The sequence below is a fragment of the Desulfosporosinus lacus DSM 15449 genome, assembly GCF_900129935.1.
Taxonomy (GTDB): domain Bacteria; phylum Bacillota; class Desulfitobacteriia; order Desulfitobacteriales; family Desulfitobacteriaceae; genus Desulfosporosinus; species Desulfosporosinus lacus.
The window spans coordinates 104,972-123,818 of record NZ_FQXJ01000015.1; the positions used below are offsets into that span (position 1 = coordinate 104,972).

An 18,847-nucleotide genomic window follows, 5' to 3' on the forward strand; every position below is an offset into this window, starting at 1 on the left:
TCCACCTCCTTTCGGCCATTTGGATAAAAGAAAACTCGCTAACGCATTCGCACCAAACATGTCTTGTGACGTAAATTGCATTTATCCATTGACCAAGACTCACTTACCCGTTATTCAAGCTCAGAGCCTCCGATGGAGGGCAGATAGTATCATCTGCCCATTTTGCTTTCTATTTCGCAGAAACATCTTTGAGATCGATTTTATAAAGATCAATATAGTCTGTACCTTGAATGTTATCTCGTGTAGCGTAATGACGAGCATGCTGTAATAAGACATCAAACGCACTGTCTTCATCCATCATCTTTTGAATTTCTTCGAGGTTCTTTACCCGAGTAGCTTTGTCAACTTCAACAGCAGCTTTTTTACCCAACTCTGCTAATTCAGGATTCATATCAGCCGTCCAATTGGCACGAAGACCCACAGGATTGCCGGGCAAAAATGCTAATTGGGTATTCGGATCAGGATAGTCCGGCCCCCAATACCAAAGGGACAGAGCTTGAGTGCCTTTTCGATAGGGATCCAGCGCAACCATGATATCCGAAGTTTTAATTTCGGTTTCAATGCCGATTTGGAGCAGATCGTTTTGAACCTTTTGAGCAAGTGTTGGCAAGTCCATACCTTCAACAGCCAAGGTGGCTACTTCAAGGGTGGTCTTAAAACCTTTCTCATAACCGGCTTTTTTCATTAACTCTTTAGCCTTTTCGATATTTTGGGCAGTTTTGGGATCACGTGGAGGCAAAGTACCTAAGAATCCCACTTGAAAAGGTGCAACAGGTGTGATGGACCCTTCCCCGGCAATTGTCTGCATCCCTTGATAGTCTAAAACTAAACGAATTGCCTTCTGAACATTCGGATTAGCAATAGGTCCGCCAATTTTAGGATCACGGTTCATCAACAAAAAGGTCAGCGTCATTGATTGAGCCTTCTTTATTTCAATGCCCGGCTTATCTTGGATTTGTTTAACATGTTCTGGTCCTAAGTTGAACGCTATGTCAATATCCCCTTTTTCCAGCATCATCAATTGGGTTCCAGGATCAGAGATTGCTTTTAAAACCACTTTGTCGTAGTAGGGAGCTTTACCCCAATAATTTTTATTACGAGCTAAAACTACTTCCACTTTAGGAGTATAGGATTCAATCATATAAGGACCGGATCCTGCAGAGTGTGTATCAAACCACAATTTGGCCTTATCCGCAGTATTTGCATCAACTGCATTGGTTGCCCCATTCTCCATTGCCACTTTACTGTCAATAACACCAAAGGCATTATAGGTAAGCTTGGTCAAGAAAGAAGCATCTTGCCCTTTCAGGTTAAAAACAACGGTATCCGAGTCAGGTGTTTCAATTGATTTGATACCATCTGCCAAAAAGGAACCATTCCCTTTTAAGTTCATGGACCGCTCGACACTCCATTTAACATCCTGAGAGGTAAGTGCATTACCGCTAGCAAATTTTATTCCCTTGCGAAGCTTAAAGGCATAACTAAGTCCATCCTTACTGAGCTCATGACTCTCAGCTATACCGTAAATTGGCGCATCCAGATTATCTTCGAACTGCATCAAGGTATCATAAACCGGATGCAAGACCAATAAGGCATAAGCCTCATAAGCTAGACCCGGGTCAAATGTCTCATAATCCGGATCAAGCGCCATAATTAACTGTTTAGTACCATCCGCGGCTTCCGGCTTAGTACCGGCATCCTTACTGCCGCCACACCCTGCCGCAAAGAGTAACACAACCGTCAGTAATGCCAGCAGAATTTTATAGTTCTTTCTCACAATTTCTTTCTCCCTTCAAAATAGATTTCGGTTTTACTCTCAGCCCAAGTATCATAACTCTAAGTACTAGTCCCAAATATCCCTCCTTCTCCGCAACTGTTCAACACAGATGACAAGCTGCAAAATGCCCCGGAAACACCTCCTTTAGTTGAGGTTCCGCATGACTGCATAGGTCTGTCCTCTCTGGGCATCTAGTATGAAAGCGGCACCCGGACGGAGGATTAGCAGGACTCGGCACGTCCCCTCTAAGCAGGATCCGGTCTTTTGGGTTATCCGGATCAGTATGAGGAATAGCTGAAATCAAGGCCTTGGCATAAGGATGAAGAGTGTTGCGATAAATATCCTCATGATTGCCGGTTTCCACAAGTTTTCCCAAGTACATTACACCGACACGGTTACAGATATGATGTACCACGCTTAAGTTATGGGAGATAAATAAGTAGGTCAAATCATACTCTTTTTGCAGGTCTTCCAATAAATTAATGACCTGCGCCTGAATCGAAACATCTAAAGCAGAAACTGGCTCATCGCAGATGATCAGCTTAGGATTCAAGGCCAGGGCACGAGCAATACCGACCCGTTGCTTTTGCCCTCCCGACATTTCATGGGGATAACGACTCAAATGGTACTCAGAAAGGCCCACTCGATCCATTAAATCCTTAATTTTCCCTTTACGCTCGGTCATCGTTCCAACTTGATGAATGTGAAAAGGTTCATTTAAAATATCCGCAATCGTCTTTCGAGGGTTTAAAGAGGCGCTGGGATCCTGAAAAATAAGCTGCATTTTTTTGCGCATTTCCTTCATTCTCTTGTTTTTGAGGGAAAATATATTCTCCCCCTCAAAAATCACCTTCCCGGCATTGGGCTTATAGAGTCCGAGCACAGTGCGCCCCAGTGTACTTTTGCCACATCCTGACTCACCTACCAGACCAAAGGTTTCTCCTTTAAAAAGATTAAAGGAGACATCATCCACAGCTTTAATGTACTTTTTTGAAAACGAAAAGCTCCCTTCCGTTTGAAAATACATTTTAAGGTTTTGTACCTGAACAAGCACACTGTCATCCATGTAACACACTCCTATTGCCTATGCCTATATTTTCCGCATGTCGCCAGCATCTGACAGCACGTTCTTCTGAGACATGGATCAAATCCGGAGTCTGCTCGGAACAAATAGGGTTTGAGTATTTACACCGAGGTTGGAAGCTGCAACCTGGAGGCATGTTAAAGGGGCTGGGAACCGTGCCATCAATCGTATACAAGCGTTGCTTTTCTTTGGTTATTGTAGGAATTGACCTTAACAGTCCTTCCGTGTAAGGGTGCAACGGCTCTCTTATTAATTCTTTAAGCGGACCGGACTCGACTACCTGTCCGGCATACATGACTGCCACGGAATGACACATTTCAGTAATTATCCCCAAATCATGGGTAATCATGATAATAGCAGAGTCTATTTCGTTGCGCAGATTCTTCATTAGTTCTAATATCTGCGCCTGAATTGTCACATCCAGAGCTGTTGTCGGTTCATCAGCCAAAAGCAGTTTAGGACGACAAGCTAAGGCCATGGCAATCATAATCCTCTGCCGCATTCCACCGGATAATTGATGTGGATACTCCTTGAATCTTTGCTCCGGAAGCGGAATGCCAACCATCTTTAAGAGTTCTAAAGAACGTGCTTTTGCCTCATGTTTGGTGAAGCCTTTATGTAACAAAAGAGGTTCCATGATTTGTTTGCCACAAGTGTGAATCGGATTTAAGGAGGTCATTGGCTCCTGAAAGATCATCGATATTTCATTGCCTCGAACCTTTCGTACTTCTTCCGGGGACATTTCCCTGAGATTTTGACCATTAAAAAAGATGTCTCCCTTAATTTCTCCAGGGGGATTAGGAATCAAGTTCATAATTGAGAGCGCAGTAACACTTTTACCACTGCCGCTTTCCCCCACAATGCCGAGCGTCTCCCCGGAACGTATTGATATACTCACATCTCGAACAGCCTTAAAAACTCCTTCGGAGGTCCTGAATTGAACATTAAGGTTGCTTATTCTAAGTAAATCCTTATCTAATAAATCATCACTCATTGCATGTCTCACAATCATTCATAAAATTTATCAGTTTAGAACAAGAGGATTTAGACCTCAATTAATTCCCGGGAAAAATTATTAAAACGAACCGGCCCTTTTTCAGATAGTCCGACAATATCTTCAATGCGAACCCCATATTGCCCCGGTAAATATATACCTGGTTCAATACTGAAGGTCATTCCAGTCTTCAAAGTTTCTTGGTTACCCAAAACTATAAATGGATCTTCATGGATATCCAGCCCTATACCGTGACCTGTCCGATGGACAAAATGCTGTCCATATCCCGCTCGGGAAATGGCTTTACGGGCGGCCTCATCCACTTTTTCACAAGAAATCCCTTCTTGAACTGCTTGGAATCCAGCTTCATTTCCCTCTCTTACGGCATTGTATATCTTCTTGACGTCCTCAGATGCTTTACCCAAAGAAAAGGTTCGAGTCATGTCAGAACAATACCCTTGAAAGAGTCCTCCGAAATCTAATACAACCAAATCACCAAGCATTAACTTTCTTTCACCCGTATTGTGGTGAGGCGAGGAGGTGTTAGGTCCTGAGGCTATAATAGGTTTGAAGGAAATCTCCTCAGCTCCATATTCCTTGAGTTTACTTTCCACAAAAAAAGCCAATTCCTTTTCAGAAATACCTGGTTGAATCACCATAAGCACTTCTCCCATAACCTTATCTGTTAATCCTCCGGCCTTTTCTAAAAGATTCATCTCATTTTGGTCTTTTATCATTCGAACTTGCCGCATCAAGGCTGAAGCACCAATAAACTCGTACCCTGTAAAGGCCTTTCTTACACTTAAAAAATGTCCTGCCCACATTCTTTCGTCGATCGCCGCTATTGCTGAATGCTTGTTGATCAACGGAAGTAATAAATCCACTGGGTCGCTCCCATCAGCCCAGGTTAGTAATTCAAAACTATTCTGTCCAAGATTTTCTGCCACTTCCCGATACATCTCAGGCAGAATCATAACTGGCTTGCCCTCTGCAGGCACCAAAAAGGCCTGCAGTCTCTCATCTGCTACGGTCTTTAATCCGGTGAGATAAAACAAATTAGAGGAAGGGGCCAATACCAGATACTCCGTGCTTTGCTCTCTCATTATTGCTTGGATTTTCTTGATTCTCGCAATATATCCAACCATAGATTCAATATCCTCCTTGTGAGTCTTAGGCATTTTCCCAGACTTCGAATTTCCATAATCTAAATGATAATATTAACTATTTCACCAAAAACCAAATTATTTCGCAATTCTCTGTTCCATCGTTAAAGGCCCAGTGTTCTTCACCTGCAGGAATTATAGATGCTTGACCTGCGGATATTCGACATTCTGTTCCTCCACTCATGGTTAGAATTGATCCGCTCATTATAAACGAGTATTCATGTTCAGTATGAACTCCGGCTCCTTCTGCCGGAACTCTTGCTCCCGGGGGAAACACCACTGTCCCCATAGTCACTTTGGCATCCTTTACTGCATCCTCCCCAAAAAGGGTTTTCATGATCACATCACAACGATTTGCTGCTTTAACATCTTTGTTTGTTACAATTTTCATTAAGTGATTTTCTCCTTATCTTCTTCCTTTTGAGCTGGAGTTATTTTGACAATAGGATTCTCTTAGACTGAGGGAAAGAGATAAATTCAGAAATGAAATTATTCATGAAATATAATTGGGGTAAGTACTGCTATCATGTGGACTGGTTCATCTGTCATGTTATGCCAGGTATGATCTAACATAGAGGGAAAATGAATCGTGTCCCCCTCGTTCATTTCATATTCTTTGTCCCCGACCATCATTAAGACCTTGCCCTTTAATATATAGTAGAACTCCTCACCCGGATGATTAAACACAACATCCTGCCCTTGCCGCGGCGCTAATACTATGTGAATCGGTTCCAATACCTTTCCTGAAAAGTCACCTCCCAAGCGTGTAAATACCGAATTGGATCTCTCAATTTGAAAAGGCTTACGATCAACAACTGGGGTGAAAAAACTGTTGCTTACTGTGCTTTCAAAAAAGGAGGACATCGAAACATTAAATACGTCAGCAATCTTTTGAAGAGAAGTGATAGCCAAGGAGCTGTTACCCCGTTCTACCTGGGAAAGGAAACTGATAGATAACCCAGTTTTTTCACTCAATTCTTTAAGCGTCATGTTCATGCTGACACGAAGACTCCGAATTCGTTCGTATATATTTTCCATGAAATACCTCTAATTCCTTTTATCGATTATAGTTATATGAAATATATTATAGTAGGACTAAAAAGTCCAGACTTTTGCGACAATAATACAGTATTTTACTTATGTAAGATATTGGTATCCAGGTTCACTATAAAAACCAAAATTCTCTTTATGCAACTTTGCTAGCACCGAGCCATCCTTTCTTCAAAAAAAGCAAACTGTATCGCACTGATACAGTTTGCTTTTTTTATTGTTATTATTCACTTTTAGTTAACTAGTTACTCCCTAACGTGGTGTGATTCCCGTCAGAACTCCATACCCGCCAAGGACTTTAACCGTTCCCACAAGACCTCCCTGGAAAGATTCCTGTTCGAGCTCCTTACCGCTGCCTTGTTCAACGAAATATTTGTCCAAGCTGTAGTCTACACGATAGGTATTAGTTTCATTAAATGAATTTTGGAACTTTCCTTTTAGATAGAGCCCTTGCTTAGGTTTCGTTTCGCTGACTTGATCGACGACATAATACTTGCCCTCTTGTTTAAGGCTGACATAAAGGTTCTTATTGTATACTTCGTCTATGGACAGGGAAACTTTAGACTTTGGCACATCTGAAATTGCAAAATTGATGGCGACATAGTCTCCCCTGAAAAGATCTGTCGGGTCATAAGCCTTCGTTTCGAGAACGACCTCTTTTCCAAAGATAAGGGTTGCTTGTGGTTTGATGGTCATAGCTAGGAGAATGAGCAAAGGAATCGCCATGGCAAGAAAGAAGGATTTTTTCTTAGTCATGCCAATGTCCCCCCTTTTGTTTTCATGCGTTCGAAGTAAAAACCAAAGGCTAATAAGAGCAGTCCCCCTACAATAAAGAACAGGGATTTAGGTAAAAACGCAATGGTATCCGTGTAATATCGGAAGATAGTTATACAAACAAAGATTAGACTTATGAGGTTGCCCTTTCTGATTAGGAAAAATAGAACAGCGACAAAAGCAAGTGCAAAGAGGATACTCACCAAACGTGTGGATTGAACATTGACCAAGACATCCCATATATCGGGGAAGGTCAAAATCACACCGGTCACCCCAAACAGGATGTTACCCTGAACTCGAAAAATGTCCTGCTCAAAGTTATGCTTTGCTCCATACATAACAAGTCCTATGAAGAAAAAGAGCAAAGCGACATATAATCCCTCAGCTTCATATCTTAAAGCGATTTGAAAGATAAAGCTCAAACTTGTTAGGTTAGCGAAAAACAAGAGGAGCCTTGATTTATTGAAGTAGTTAAAAGCAAGGTATGTGATGGGAACCCCGGCCCACCCTGCATAAGGAAACCCTTGATCAAAGGAGCCTAAAAGGTAGACTCCAAACAGGCAATTAGCAAAAAGCATTAAATACTTATCCTTAAGCTGAAATGCCAACGGAAGCACACCTATGGACCAGAGCAGAAATGCTGTGGGAAAGTCTCCTCCAAAATTGTACATCTGTCCAATGAGAAAAATCCCTGCTCCATAAACCAGAGTCCCTAAATAGATTAAACTCCGACCTGTCCTCGGATTATTTTCCGTCAGCATATATCCTGCAAGGTTTACTCCGCCGAATGCGCCAAAGATAATAAGCAGCTTAATAAAATGACTAATCCCATCCCAGTTGCTAGCTATAAAGCTTAAAACCCCAAGACCTACAAGAATAGCGCCAATCGTAACAACAACCTGAATAAAGTTCAGACCACCCTTAATTTCGTATGTTTCCAATATTCCAGTCTTTTGCTCTCCCGTGATAAGACCGGAGCTTTCAAAGTAGTTCAGTTCTTTGCTGACTAAGGAGAAGTTCGCTTTAGTTATTTGTCGTTTCAACCAGTTCCCCTCCTTTTATTTGACTAAAGACCGAGCAAGTTAACTCTTTCCCAATGCCTCCTATTAGAAACTGAAGCGCGCTGACAGAAATTCTCTATTTAATGGTTATCGGTGATTTCGCTAGCGCTATTTTCCTCTTCTCATAGTCACTGTATGGTCTTATGGTCAGTCTGAATTCAACTCCAGTTAAATCATCCGGAAGAGAAGGAGTTACCACAAAGGAATGCTGTATCCCTTTGTCACCCCCTCCTCCTCTAGTAGACCGACATTGATAGTTTGGGGAGATATACAGTTCAAATCCGGCATGTTCAAGTCTGATATCTTCTTCCGTACTGTTCAATTCCACTTCTATGGACACTACACTGGCATTCTTATATTGTCTCATATAGGTCACTGCGTAAAAAATGTTGTCTAATTCTACGCTTTTCATGATGGGTACAAATCTGAGGAATTCCGCTGGCTCGATTTGTGCCTGTGGCAAGAAATTGGAATCATTGCACATACTTGCAAAGATACTCCATGTCTTATCTTCATTAAGTTTGTACTGCTCACACCAGGCTGTAATCAATTCAAGGCTCGGGATTCCCGGGTTATTCTCTGAAAGCACTTTCCGTTTGGAAAGGAGTACACAAATCTGCTCATCAATTGGTGCTAATGATTCACAGTAGTAATCCGTAGGGGATGAAAGAACTTCTCTCATCAACTTTATGACCTACTTTCTCTCCAATACCTAAGTATTACTGATATATACTATATACTATTTACAATCATGACCCGGTATGTTTCTAGAATATTTCCTATTTAATATTATACTCTATTAATAATTATTTTACAATTATATTTATTCTCTAATAAAGATTCCCTTTTCACTTAACTACTGCATCTGCACCGTTGGCGAGAAACGCTTTTTCCCAATTATCAACATAAGATCCTGTAGCCCACTCAGCCATAATGACAGATGTTCCGGTCTGCAGATCTATTTTTGCCAATGGTTCACTTCCCAATTGACCTGCCCTGATTGAGTAAACCTGAAGTTTGGTCTTGGTTATGACAAGAGCCATATCTTGATTAGGAGAGGTGAAGGCATCCACTGCATCCGGAACGCGATCCTTAATGTATTGCCAGCTAAGACACAACGTATCATAGAAAATTAATTTGGCCGGGGGAACTAAATTAACATTAAAATCCATATAGCTGGGATCGCTCGCATCTTGAAAATCGTAATTTATTCTGCCTCTAAGATACCAATGTCCATTTTTACGGATCAGACCAAAATTTTGCTCATAGCCGTCATTATCTATGGAGGTAATATTAATATTGTTGTTTAAAGACCGAAGTGCCTGAGCCCTGGCGTTGCTAAAAGCAACCAACCCGTTGTTTCCTAACAGGTCAGACAGCTTAATCCCCTCTGAAGCAGAGATTTTATCCACCGGCAGGACCTGTAAACGATTTTCACCCTGGTCGGTCTCCACAGCAACAAAGTCATTACCAACATAATCAATGATCTTTTGACCAGCTCCTGTCTTAACTTCCCCTCGGCTAATTGTCATGGTCCTCTGTTGCGGTTCCTGCACTTTAGTAGAAACATCATGAGCGGAATATATATCCTGAATGTATGATCCTTCCTTAAGTTGGCGTATCTGCAACTCCCAAAAGCCACTGGTGCGCGGGAAAAAGATATTGTCACCTTTTAAAACCGGATGCAGTTTCTTATTATCTATGGCCAGCCATAAAGTCTGGTACGTGAAGCTAAAATTATCAGCATTATCGTTAACATCCGATCCCTTTGGTATTTTTAGACCCACCAAAACACCGGATGCTCCAGAATTACTATGTTCGTTGGTTTTGAAGTCATTAAGGTTAGCCGACGCTAAAGAACTGTCTGCTTGATCAGAGACCTTCTCGAGATATAACACTTTATTTTGAACAAAAGCTATGAGCTTTGCTTCATCGATTCTCATAAATTCGCCTAGAAAATTCTCCTCTGAGGATACAGTGATGACTTCAACTTCTTTACTGTCTGGCATTAAAGTATTGGGTAAACTTAAATATTTAGTCATTAGATAGTTTGAAGAGTTTACTTTTTTTATCTTAAACATCGGTTTGCTCCAAACATACTCACCGAGCATGGCAACTTCCGCCGTAAATTGAATCTTACCTTCCCAACTCGAATTATCTGCTCCGGAATTCCCGTTGGGTTGCATCTCCTGAATCACTTGCCATTGACCTTCCAATGGGCAAAGATCATGTACAGGTGGAATAATCTTGCCCGCTGTTGTCCAAGAAAGGTTGGCGCAACCGCCGAGCAAGAGGAGGGAAAGGCTTATAATCAACACACTAAACGCTCTATGCATAGAAACTCTCCCCTTTAGGCAGGGTGATAAATACCTTTGTCCCTTGATTAAGTACACTTGTGATCTCTAACTTACCACCCATTAGGTTCACAATTTCTTCGCATATTGACAGCCCTATTCCATTTTGGGAGCGAGAAGTTTTTCCCTTATAAAATTTCTCTTTGACCATGGGGAGTTCATCAACGGCTATTCCACACCCAGTATCCGAAATAGTGAATAACAATTCCTTTTTTTGCATCTCTATATCAAAACTAACTAGTCCGCCTGCAGTCGTGAAATTAAAGGCATTATCTAAAACGTTTATAAACAACTGTTTTAGCCTATTGGCATCAGTGAAAAAATTCGGTAAATCTTTAGGGCATTGAACTGTGAAGTTGATATTTTCCCGCACTGCCCTTGGAGTTAATTGTTTTTGGATGTGCTCGATAAGCGAGGCTAAATTAACCTCAGCCTTTTGCAATTTCACTCGGCTGGAGACAAACTTGGAAAAATCCAGCAGTTCTTCAACCATCAAAGTTAGTCGTTCACTTTCCTTGGCAATAATCCCCAGACCATCTGCTAACATATCCTTTTGTTGGAATTGTTCGTTCTGTAAAGTAATTGCCCAGCCCATGATTGACGTTAGGGGTGTGCGCAGTTCATGGGAAACCGATGAGATAAAATCATTCTTAAGCTGTTCCTTTTTCACAATCTCATCCGCCATATAATTTAAAGTATCTGAGAGCTTACCGATCTCATCTTCATTTGTTTTCTTACTGCGAGCTTGAAAATTGCCAGAAGCCATTTCTTGAGCTGCTTTTGTAACTTCTTTTAAAGGCACGATAATTGTATTGGCTAAAAAAACACTGATCATCCCGGCGATAAAAACTACTGCCAAACCAATTGAGATAAAGATATAGGCCGTGTTTTGAATATCTTTATCAACAGCGCTTAAGGAGGTTATAAAGCGCAAGGCCCCCACTACTTCATTGTTTGCCTTTAATGGGTAGGCCACAGCCATTACTTTTTGTCCATTTAATCTCCCAATCCATTTCCCAGTGTTTCCGTCTAAGGCTTCCTTGATATCGTTTATTGCTGCATTCCCTGTGGGAATCACACCCAGAGAATCCATTACAATACTGCCATCCTTATCCACAATTTCCACTTCAGCGTTACTTTGGTTCCAGAAAGCGTCTACATTATATAAGACATTTTCTTGAAGGGAGGTGTCAGAAAAATACTTAGCATACAAATCAGCAGATATCTTAATCTGGTTAGTGAGACTTCCTTCCAAGCTTCCATAGTAGTTTTGGCGTACTGTATAGATAAGAAGCACTTCGAGAATCGTCACAGTGATAATGATGATGATCATAAAATTGGCTGTCAGCCTGGCTCGAATTCCTGTCATTTTAAGGTTCCTGTTGCCATCGGTAACCGGAACCCCAAACCGTTTTAATATATTCCGGTTGCGAAGGATTATCCTCAATCTTTTCCCGCAAGCGCCTAATATGGACATCCAATGTTTTTGTATCCCCAAAATAATCATCACCCCAGACAGTATTCAGCATCTCTTCCCGCTTAAGTGCCCTACCAGGGTTTTTCATAAATACTTGTATCAAAGCAAATTCGATTGGGGTTAAATCAATCTCCTGATCACTCTTGAATAATTTGTTAGCAGTAACATTTAAGCATAAGTCCCTGCAACTATAAACCTCTTTTGGGTCTTTACACCCATTGCCTCTTCGCAAAACAGCCTTTACACGAGCAATCAATTCTAAAGGGTTAAACGGTTTTACCATATAATCATCTGCGCCCAGTTCCAAGCCAAGAATTTTATCGGTGTCTTGGCCCTTGGCGGTAAGCATAATCACGAATGTTTCTTGCATAGTCTCCCTGATTTTTTGACAAACTTCCAATCCGCTGATACCCGGCAACATAAGATCTAACACAACTACCTTAGGGACAAACGATTTCAGCATCTCCAGGGCTTCCTCTCCAGACGCAGCATCACCCACTAAATAACCTGCCGCACTAAGGTTAAGGGTAATAAAGCGTCGGATAGGCTCTTCATCTTCAACAACTAGTACTTTTACTTTTACATCCTTCATCTGACCACTCCGCGTATCTGTTATTGCAGGGTTTTGACCCCTGTACCTCTATTCTAAACCATTTAGCAGAGCTAAGGGGATTTTTTTTGCAGGAATTGTCTTAGTTTTGCAAACCTCCGGAAAATACTATAGGCAAAACATCGGGACCTAACACCCCAAACGAAAATCCTTGTTTTCTTAACAACTCAATAATCTCTGGTAACGCATCTATCGTTGAATTTTTACCTACTAGATCATGTAACAAGATAACAACTCGAGTCTTACCCTGAATCTGCTCTTCAACATTCCTAATTAACTGGTCCTCAGAGAATAATCGAGGATTTGTGTCTCCCGGATCAACATTCCAGTCTTCCATTAAATAACCTGCGGCGTCTATTGTATTAAAATAGTCAATATTAAAATGACCTACCGTCCCTCCAGGGGCACGAACTATTTGAGGGCGTATACCAATGGTCTGATAAATGATCTCTTCTGCTTTCCTTACGTCATCCAGAAAATTCTCAGGTCCCTTATACACCTCAGCCATGTTATGAGAATATGTATGGTTGCCGATCACATGATCCTGCTCATACACAGCCTTCAGTAAATCCGGATAAAGCTCCACCTGTTGCCCGATATTAAAAAAGGTGGCGCGGACCTTTTCTTTGTCCAATATATCAAGAATTTTTGGCGTGGTACTGGGATACGGACCATCATCGAAGGTCAAATACGCCATTTTTTCATTTTCCGGCTGGAATTTACGCTGGCGCATAGCTAAACCCGGAGCTGTTGGCGGGTTGCCCGCCTCATCATAGTATGGTCGAATGGGCGTGCCTGGTGGCCCGGGTAGTGGAGTCGGGGATAAATCTTCTTTTGTGCCCGAGATGATTATATTTGGTTTTGGATTAGAATGGACGGGTTCCTGCATTGACGTCCCTGATGACAACTCAGATAACGACTCAGGTTTTTGATCTGAAGACTGAGAATCTTCGAACCGGGTGTTAATTGCCTCTGATTGAGATGGGGCCTTCTCTGTTAGCAACTTGCTTTGATCGGGTTGGGACAAGGACGATTCTTCCGGATATTTCCCCTGAGCGAGCTGTGCAGAATTTGGAGATGTCGCCAATTGATCTTCCTTACTGTCAATTTCACTCGTTTCATTCACCTCTGCCATACTGTTAGGTAAAGGCGCTAAATCCTCTTCCACCTTCGGCGAATCGTGCAGTCGAGCAATCGATTGAGTAGCGATACTCCAGCGAGGAAATACCCCCACCCAAAAAACGCTAATACTTAAAAAGCTCGCCATAAAAACCAGACCTGCGATTTTCATTTTGGACATAGTTCTCTCTTCCTCTCTCTACACTTTATCTCTGTCTCAAAAAAAGCACTCTTTCGCCATACTTTTACAATACACCTAATCACTAAATTGTTTTTTACAGAGATCTTAATAATAGTTACAAAATGGTTAAAGAATAAACTATATTCATTTTCTGTTGAGCTGCATTGAACGAAATCTCCTCTTACTTTTACAATAGAAATCTCCCGTGTGATCTGTGATCGCACGGGAGATTTTTCTAATAGCCAAGGTTCAATGTTTTTGTACTATTGTAATCTCTTTAAGCACTTTTACGTAATTTTCTTTCCAAGTTCCTCCTCCTGCAATATTCCATCTTTTTCTCTCTTAGTCCCCCAAGTAATAGTTTGGAAAAACATCATCAACCCTATTGCAATTGATGATATTTCATTAAATCCAACATCTTTTCCGACGATAATTCTATAAATTGTAAAACATATCACGATTAACGTAGCAGTTCCATTCTAGAAGGTTGTATGTTCCGTCCGGGTGATAATCTCCTCCTGCAACGCCTCACTTAGATCGCAGAAATAGTCACTATACCCTGCCACCCGTACGATTAGGTCCCGATATTTTTCCGGTTCAGCTTGGGCTGCTCGCAAGGTCTTGGCACTGACCACGTTAAATTGAATATGGTGTCCCCCTAATTTGAAATACGAGCGCACCAAATGAGCCAATTTATCAATTCCCTCTTCTCCCTCTAAGACTTGAGGCGTAAACTTCAGATTTAACAAGGTCCCTCCAGTCCGTGCATGATCGAGTTTGGAAGCTGATTTAATGACCGCAGTTGGGCCCAAAAGGTCCATTCCCTGAACTGGAGAAATCCCTTCCGAAAGCGGTTCCCAAGCTTTCCGTCCTTCCGCAGAAGCACCAATGACGGAACCAAAATAAACGTGGCAAGTCGTCGGCAACATATTAATCCGATAAACTCCGCCCTTGGTATTAGGCCTGCCATTAACTTCACTATAGTAAGTATTAAAAATATCTACCATTACTTCGTCAGCATAGTCATGATCATTTCCAAAGTGGGGGGTCTTGTTCATCAGCAACTGACGCACCGCCTCATGTCCCGAGAAATTGGCGTTTAACGCATCGAGCAACTGATCTATGGTAAGATTCTTCTGCTCAAATATATGGTATTTTACTCCAGACAATGTGTCTGTCAGACTTCCAAGGCCAACCCCTTGCACATAGTTAGTGTTATATCGAGCACCACCATCATTATAATCCTTACCCTCAGCGATACAGTCATCAATTAGCAAAGAAAGAAACGGAGACGGCATATAGGTTGCATAAAGACGTTCAATGATATTACTCCCTTTAACCTTAATATCCATAAAGTAGTGAAGTTGTTTCTTAAAAGCTTCAAACAACTCATTAAAAGACTCAAAACTCCTGGGATCTCCAGTTTCCAAGCCCAGTTGACGGCCTGTTTTGGGGTCTAACCCATTATGCAAGACTAATTCAAAAACTTTCGGCAGATTAAAATACCCTGTTAAAATATAACTTTCCTTGCCAAAGGCCCCTGTCTCCACACAGCCGCTCGTTCCCCCTTGCCGGGCATCCTCGATCAGTTTACCCTGGCGCAGAAGCTCCTCGACAACCGTATCCGCATTAAATACTGAAGGTTGACCCCAGCCCTTGCGGATGATCCGTGCCGCACGTTTCAAGAAACGATCCGGGTTTTTCTTGCTTAACTGAATGTTTGAGCTTGGCTGTAAGAGGCGCATTTCATCAATTACATCTAAAACCAGGTAAGTGACGTCATTGACCCCGTCTGAGCCATCCGCCTTAAGTCCGCCGCTGTTGATATTCGCGAAATCTGTATACGTCCCGCTTTCAGCAGCAGTTACCCCCACTTTAGGAGGCGCTGGTTGATTGTTAAACTTTACCCAAAAACACTGAAGGAGTTCTCTAGCCTGTTCCTCATTCAGCGTTCCCTCATCTAAACCTTTTTTATAGAAGGGATACAAATGTTGATCCAGTCGTCCCGGACTAAAGGCATCCCAGGTATTAAGTTCTGTGATAACCCCTAAATGCACAAACCAATAGGCTTGCAAAGCCTCCCAGAAATTCCGCGGGGCATGGGCTGGAACATAAGAACAAACCTCGGCAATCCTCTCCAATTCTGCCTTGCGTATATGGTCTGTTTCAACTTGGGCTAGTTCTTGAGCTTTTTCAGCGTGACGTTCAGCAAACCTAATGATGGCTTCTGCACTGATCCGCATAGCTTTTAGTTGTTCTTGCTTGTAGTATGCTTCCGCATCGTTAAAGTAGTCCAATTTGTTCAAATACGCATCGATCTTTGCGATAAAGTCGTGAAAACCTAAGCGATAAATTTTATCATCGAGTACGGTGTGCCCAGGGGCTCTCTGCTCCATAAACTCTGTAAAGATGCCTGCATCATAAGAAGTCTTCCATTCCTCGGGCATTTCCGCAAAAATCATATCCCGCATAGAATTGCCTTGCCAATAGGGGATGATTCGTTCTTCATAAGCTTGACGCACTTCTTGACTGACTTTGAACGATATTTTCGGACGCGAATTCAGGATATCCAGATCCTTCAGACTATGACAACACAGTTCTGGGTATGTATAAGTAGCCTTAGGAGCCGGCCCTCTTTCTCCTACGATCAATTCGTCCTCATTAATGCAAATCTCCTTGTGCTCCAACATATATTTAAACGCTAAAGCCCGTTGGACAGGAACGGAGGTATTTCCTGCCGAACGATAGAATTCTGTGATTAACTCGGCTCTTTCTGCGGATATATAAGCTTCAGCCTCAAGACTGCGTTGTCTGAGCATAGTCACTCGTTTATTCATTCTTAGGTCACTTCCTTGCTTGTAGATTTACCTTACCCTCGCTTTACAGCACAATATAAACCAAGCCTCATAGAATATAGTAAAGTATTATAAAGAGGTGTGAGTAATGCCCAACTTTTTGGAATCAATTTTAATGCCTAAAAGACTTGATGAAGTAGTGAATATTCCAAATCCATTGTTTAAATCTCTTCAAGGCAAATACTTTGTCGGGCAAACAGAATCCTTAATTCTCAGCAATACTGCCAATGCCTGGGGATCTTTAGTCAATCCCATCGGTTCTGGTGTTAATCTGTTTGCCAATGTGTATACCATTTCAAATTTTACGGACAGACCATTTTTAGCACAATTGTGGTTTAACACAGATCCTCCTGGAACAGGAACTCAATCCACAAAAATCAGTCCTGCTAATACAGCTCTGGTTCCGCCTCCTATACCGAAAGTTCAGCTACAATTTAATCAAAACGTCAACGGTGTCCCGGTTGGCGGAATTAACGTTTTCGACAGGATAGTTCCACCAGGTGGTACTCTTGTCAGCGAAGAGGATGGAAAATTAATCTTCCCTCCAGGCGGTAATTTGGTTCTCTTTCTAACCTCTCCTGGGGCGGTAGCAGTTTCATTTACAGCAATAATTGCCTTTGGCTGGTGGGAGGAAAAAATAAAAGCGCATTAAGCAACTCTCAAAACGTGCAAGAAACAACTCTGCCATATGCTAAAGATCTCAAGACCTCCTCGATAAGGGGGTTTTTTTCTGCCCTTTTCCTAAGTTCCTCCGCCGGCATTGAGATGATCTGCATTGGAGAAGGTTCATTTGTCACATTGTTTCCCTCCACAAAGATCCATTTTCCCAAATAATGGGTTTAGAGCAATCTCCTATGAAAAGTATTACAGCAATTGATATAATGCCTTTTCATAGTCTTTTACAAAGTAACGCTTGCCTTTCTTTATCACTTCATGGCCTTCCATCTCCAACAACATTCTTTGTTGTTCTATACCCCCTGGGTACTTTTCATTTAACTCCCCACCTTTTTTCAAAGTACGCCAGTAAGGGGTTATATCTCTTCTTCCCAAATTTTCACGTTCTTGGGACGCATTTGCGGCAATATTGATAAAAATTCCTGCGGTAAGGTGGCAAGTGAAGTCGGCATTATGTTTTTTGGCAAGGTATTCTCTAATTTCCCCCGAAGTAATTATTTTCCCTGCGGGAATTCTTTTCATTGCCTCATCGTATTCAATTGGGGCTGCTATAAGCATATTGCCGCACCCAAAACGTTTGGCCATATTATTGTCATACCCAATGAATTCTAGCTTCGGCAAATCTCCTGAGGTGTTAAGTTTCTCGTTAAAAGATTTTTTAGGCATAAAATACTCCTCCTTTGAATCTTCACCCTAATCATCCATTGCTGCACTATGTCAGTGGCCATATATTATCCCCCAATTTTCACCTTCAACCCAAACCGCTCCAACCTCTTTGCTATCTGTACCATGCTTTCATCGACAGGGGACTGTATATCCGACAGACTATACTCCAGACCAAGCCGCAGATACTTATCCACTCCTGCTTTGTGGTATGGCAAACAATGTATTTCTGCTACACATTTTAACGACGAAACAAATGCACCCATTTGTCGAAGATTATCTTCATCATCATTAATCCCCGGAATGATTGCAACACGGACAATAACTTTTGGATGGTTCTCTGCAAGCCAACGAAGGTTTGCTTTAATTAGTTCATTAGGAACCCCAGTTACATCTTGGTGCTTCCTGCTATCCATAAGTTTCAAATCGTATAAGAAGAGATCCACATAGGGGCTGATCATTTGCAAGGAATCTAATCTCACAAATCCAGCCGTCTCTACCGCAGTGTGAATTTCCTTTCTTCGGCACTCCTTAAGTATCTCCCGCAGAAAGTCCGGTTGCCCAAGGGCTTCTCCACCGGAAAAAGTTACTCCTCCTCCGGATTCGTCATAGAATATTAAATCTTTCTCGATCTCAGCCATGACTTCTTGCAAAGACATCTCCTTAGCAACCAGCTCTCTCACCCCGGCATGGCAAATCCTGCTGCATTCTCCACAGGCCAGACACTTTTCTCTTAAATAAACCAGTTGTCCCTCAATAGAAACAATCGCTTTGCTTGGGCAGACTTTTATACACTGCCCGCAACCAATACACCTGTCCTGCCGATACATTAACTCCTGATCGAATCTCTGGCCCTCTGGGTTATGACACCAGGGACAGCAGAGAGGACAACCTTTAAAAAATATTGTCGTCCGAATGCCCGGCCCATCATGGATGGAGTACTTCATAATGTTAAAAATCCTGGCCATAAGCAAAATTCCACCACTCCTGCTTTTTCAGAACTAATTCAG

General features: G+C 41.9%; 18 protein-coding genes. 1 reads left to right on the forward strand and 17 read right to left on the reverse strand.

Translation table 11 applies throughout. The annotated features are described in order from the left end of the window. Window positions 1-169: 169 nt before the first annotated feature. The 15 genes from BUB11_RS18510 to hypD form a co-directional block, all read right to left on the reverse strand. Window positions 170-1,777: an ABC transporter substrate-binding protein gene (locus BUB11_RS18510; protein ID WP_073031231.1), complete on the reverse strand. Its 1,608-nt coding sequence runs from the start codon at window positions 1,775-1,777 to the stop codon at window positions 170-172. A gap of 100 nt (window positions 1,778-1,877) precedes the next feature. Continuing rightward, a complete protein-coding gene (locus BUB11_RS18515) occupies window positions 1,878-2,843 on the reverse strand; it encodes an ABC transporter ATP-binding protein (protein ID WP_073031232.1) in 966 nt (321 codons plus the stop codon). Then, complete coding sequence (locus tag BUB11_RS18520; RefSeq protein ID WP_073031233.1) at window positions 2,836-3,855, reverse strand: ABC transporter ATP-binding protein; 1,020 nt, start codon at window positions 3,853-3,855, stop codon at window positions 2,836-2,838. Before BUB11_RS18520 ends, BUB11_RS18515 begins: the two co-directional genes overlap by 8 nt. 50 nt (window positions 3,856-3,905) lie before the next feature. Then, window positions 3,906-5,000: a M24 family metallopeptidase gene (locus BUB11_RS18525; protein WP_073031234.1), complete on the reverse strand. Its 1,095-nt coding sequence runs from the start codon at window positions 4,998-5,000 to the stop codon at window positions 3,906-3,908. Window positions 5,001-5,076: 76 nt separating this feature from the next. Continuing rightward, window positions 5,077-5,409 carry a cupin domain-containing protein gene (locus BUB11_RS18530; RefSeq protein ID WP_073031235.1) on the reverse strand — a complete coding sequence of 111 codons (333 nt, stop codon included), beginning with the start codon at window positions 5,407-5,409 and terminating at the stop codon, window positions 5,077-5,079. A gap of 98 nt (window positions 5,410-5,507) precedes the next feature. Beyond that, complete coding sequence (locus BUB11_RS18535; protein ID WP_073031236.1) at window positions 5,508-6,056, reverse strand: helix-turn-helix domain-containing protein; 549 nt, start codon at window positions 6,054-6,056, stop codon at window positions 5,508-5,510. 264 nt (window positions 6,057-6,320) lie between these two features. Further along, on the reverse strand, window positions 6,321-6,824 hold the full coding sequence (locus BUB11_RS18540; protein ID WP_073031237.1) for a GDYXXLXY domain-containing protein: 504 nt from the start codon (window positions 6,822-6,824) through the stop codon (window positions 6,321-6,323). Continuing rightward, on the reverse strand, window positions 6,821-7,885 hold the full coding sequence (locus BUB11_RS18545; RefSeq protein WP_073031238.1) for a DUF2157 domain-containing protein: 1,065 nt from the start codon (window positions 7,883-7,885) through the stop codon (window positions 6,821-6,823). The genes BUB11_RS18540 and BUB11_RS18545 overlap by 4 nt, the downstream gene beginning before the upstream one ends. Before the next feature lie 94 nt (window positions 7,886-7,979). Continuing rightward, window positions 7,980-8,585, reverse strand: coding sequence for a hypothetical protein (locus BUB11_RS18550; protein WP_073031239.1), 606 nt, complete (start codon window positions 8,583-8,585; stop codon window positions 7,980-7,982). A gap of 166 nt (window positions 8,586-8,751) precedes the next feature. Continuing rightward, the gene (locus BUB11_RS18555; protein WP_073031240.1) at window positions 8,752-10,239 is read right to left on the reverse strand and encodes a hypothetical protein; all 1,488 of its coding nucleotides are present in this window, start codon (window positions 10,237-10,239) and stop codon (window positions 8,752-8,754) included. Next, window positions 10,232-11,626, reverse strand: a complete 1,395-nt coding sequence (locus BUB11_RS18560; RefSeq protein WP_073031241.1) for a sensor histidine kinase — start codon at window positions 11,624-11,626, stop codon at window positions 10,232-10,234. Before BUB11_RS18560 ends, BUB11_RS18555 begins: the two co-directional genes overlap by 8 nt. Before the next feature lies 1 nt (window position 11,627). Further along, window positions 11,628-12,326, reverse strand: coding sequence for a response regulator transcription factor (locus tag BUB11_RS18565; RefSeq protein ID WP_073031242.1), 699 nt, complete (start codon window positions 12,324-12,326; stop codon window positions 11,628-11,630). A gap of 100 nt (window positions 12,327-12,426) precedes the next feature. Further along, window positions 12,427-13,644 (reverse strand): polysaccharide deacetylase family protein, encoded by a 1,218-nt coding sequence (locus BUB11_RS18570; protein WP_073031243.1) that lies wholly within the window; start codon window positions 13,642-13,644, stop codon window positions 12,427-12,429. A 287-nt stretch (window positions 13,645-13,931) separates the two neighbouring features. Next, on the reverse strand, window positions 13,932-14,102 hold the full coding sequence (locus BUB11_RS28050) for a hypothetical protein (RefSeq protein WP_207650048.1): 171 nt from the start codon (window positions 14,100-14,102) through the stop codon (window positions 13,932-13,934). A 21-nt stretch (window positions 14,103-14,123) separates the two neighbouring features. Beyond that, the gene (hypD, locus tag BUB11_RS18575) at window positions 14,124-16,481 is read right to left on the reverse strand and encodes a trans-4-hydroxy-L-proline dehydratase (protein ID WP_073031244.1); all 2,358 of its coding nucleotides are present in this window, start codon (window positions 16,479-16,481) and stop codon (window positions 14,124-14,126) included. 106 nt (window positions 16,482-16,587) lie between these two features. On the opposite strand from hypD, the gene BUB11_RS18580 reads away from it, so the two are divergent. Beyond that, window positions 16,588-17,151 (forward strand): DUF6143 family protein, encoded by a 564-nt coding sequence (locus BUB11_RS18580; protein WP_073031245.1) that lies wholly within the window; start codon window positions 16,588-16,590, stop codon window positions 17,149-17,151. Between the two features lie 212 nt (window positions 17,152-17,363). Here the strand turns inward: BUB11_RS18580 and BUB11_RS18585 are convergent, their stop codons facing one another. Together BUB11_RS18585 and BUB11_RS18590 are read right to left on the reverse strand one after the other, a co-directional pair. Continuing rightward, window positions 17,364-17,840, reverse strand: coding sequence for an MGMT family protein (locus BUB11_RS18585; RefSeq protein WP_073031246.1), 477 nt, complete (start codon window positions 17,838-17,840; stop codon window positions 17,364-17,366). Between the two features lie 65 nt (window positions 17,841-17,905). After that, window positions 17,906-18,805, reverse strand: coding sequence for a glycyl-radical enzyme activating protein (locus BUB11_RS18590; RefSeq protein WP_084110389.1), 900 nt, complete (start codon window positions 18,803-18,805; stop codon window positions 17,906-17,908). Between the last annotated feature and the right edge of the window lie 42 nt (window positions 18,806-18,847).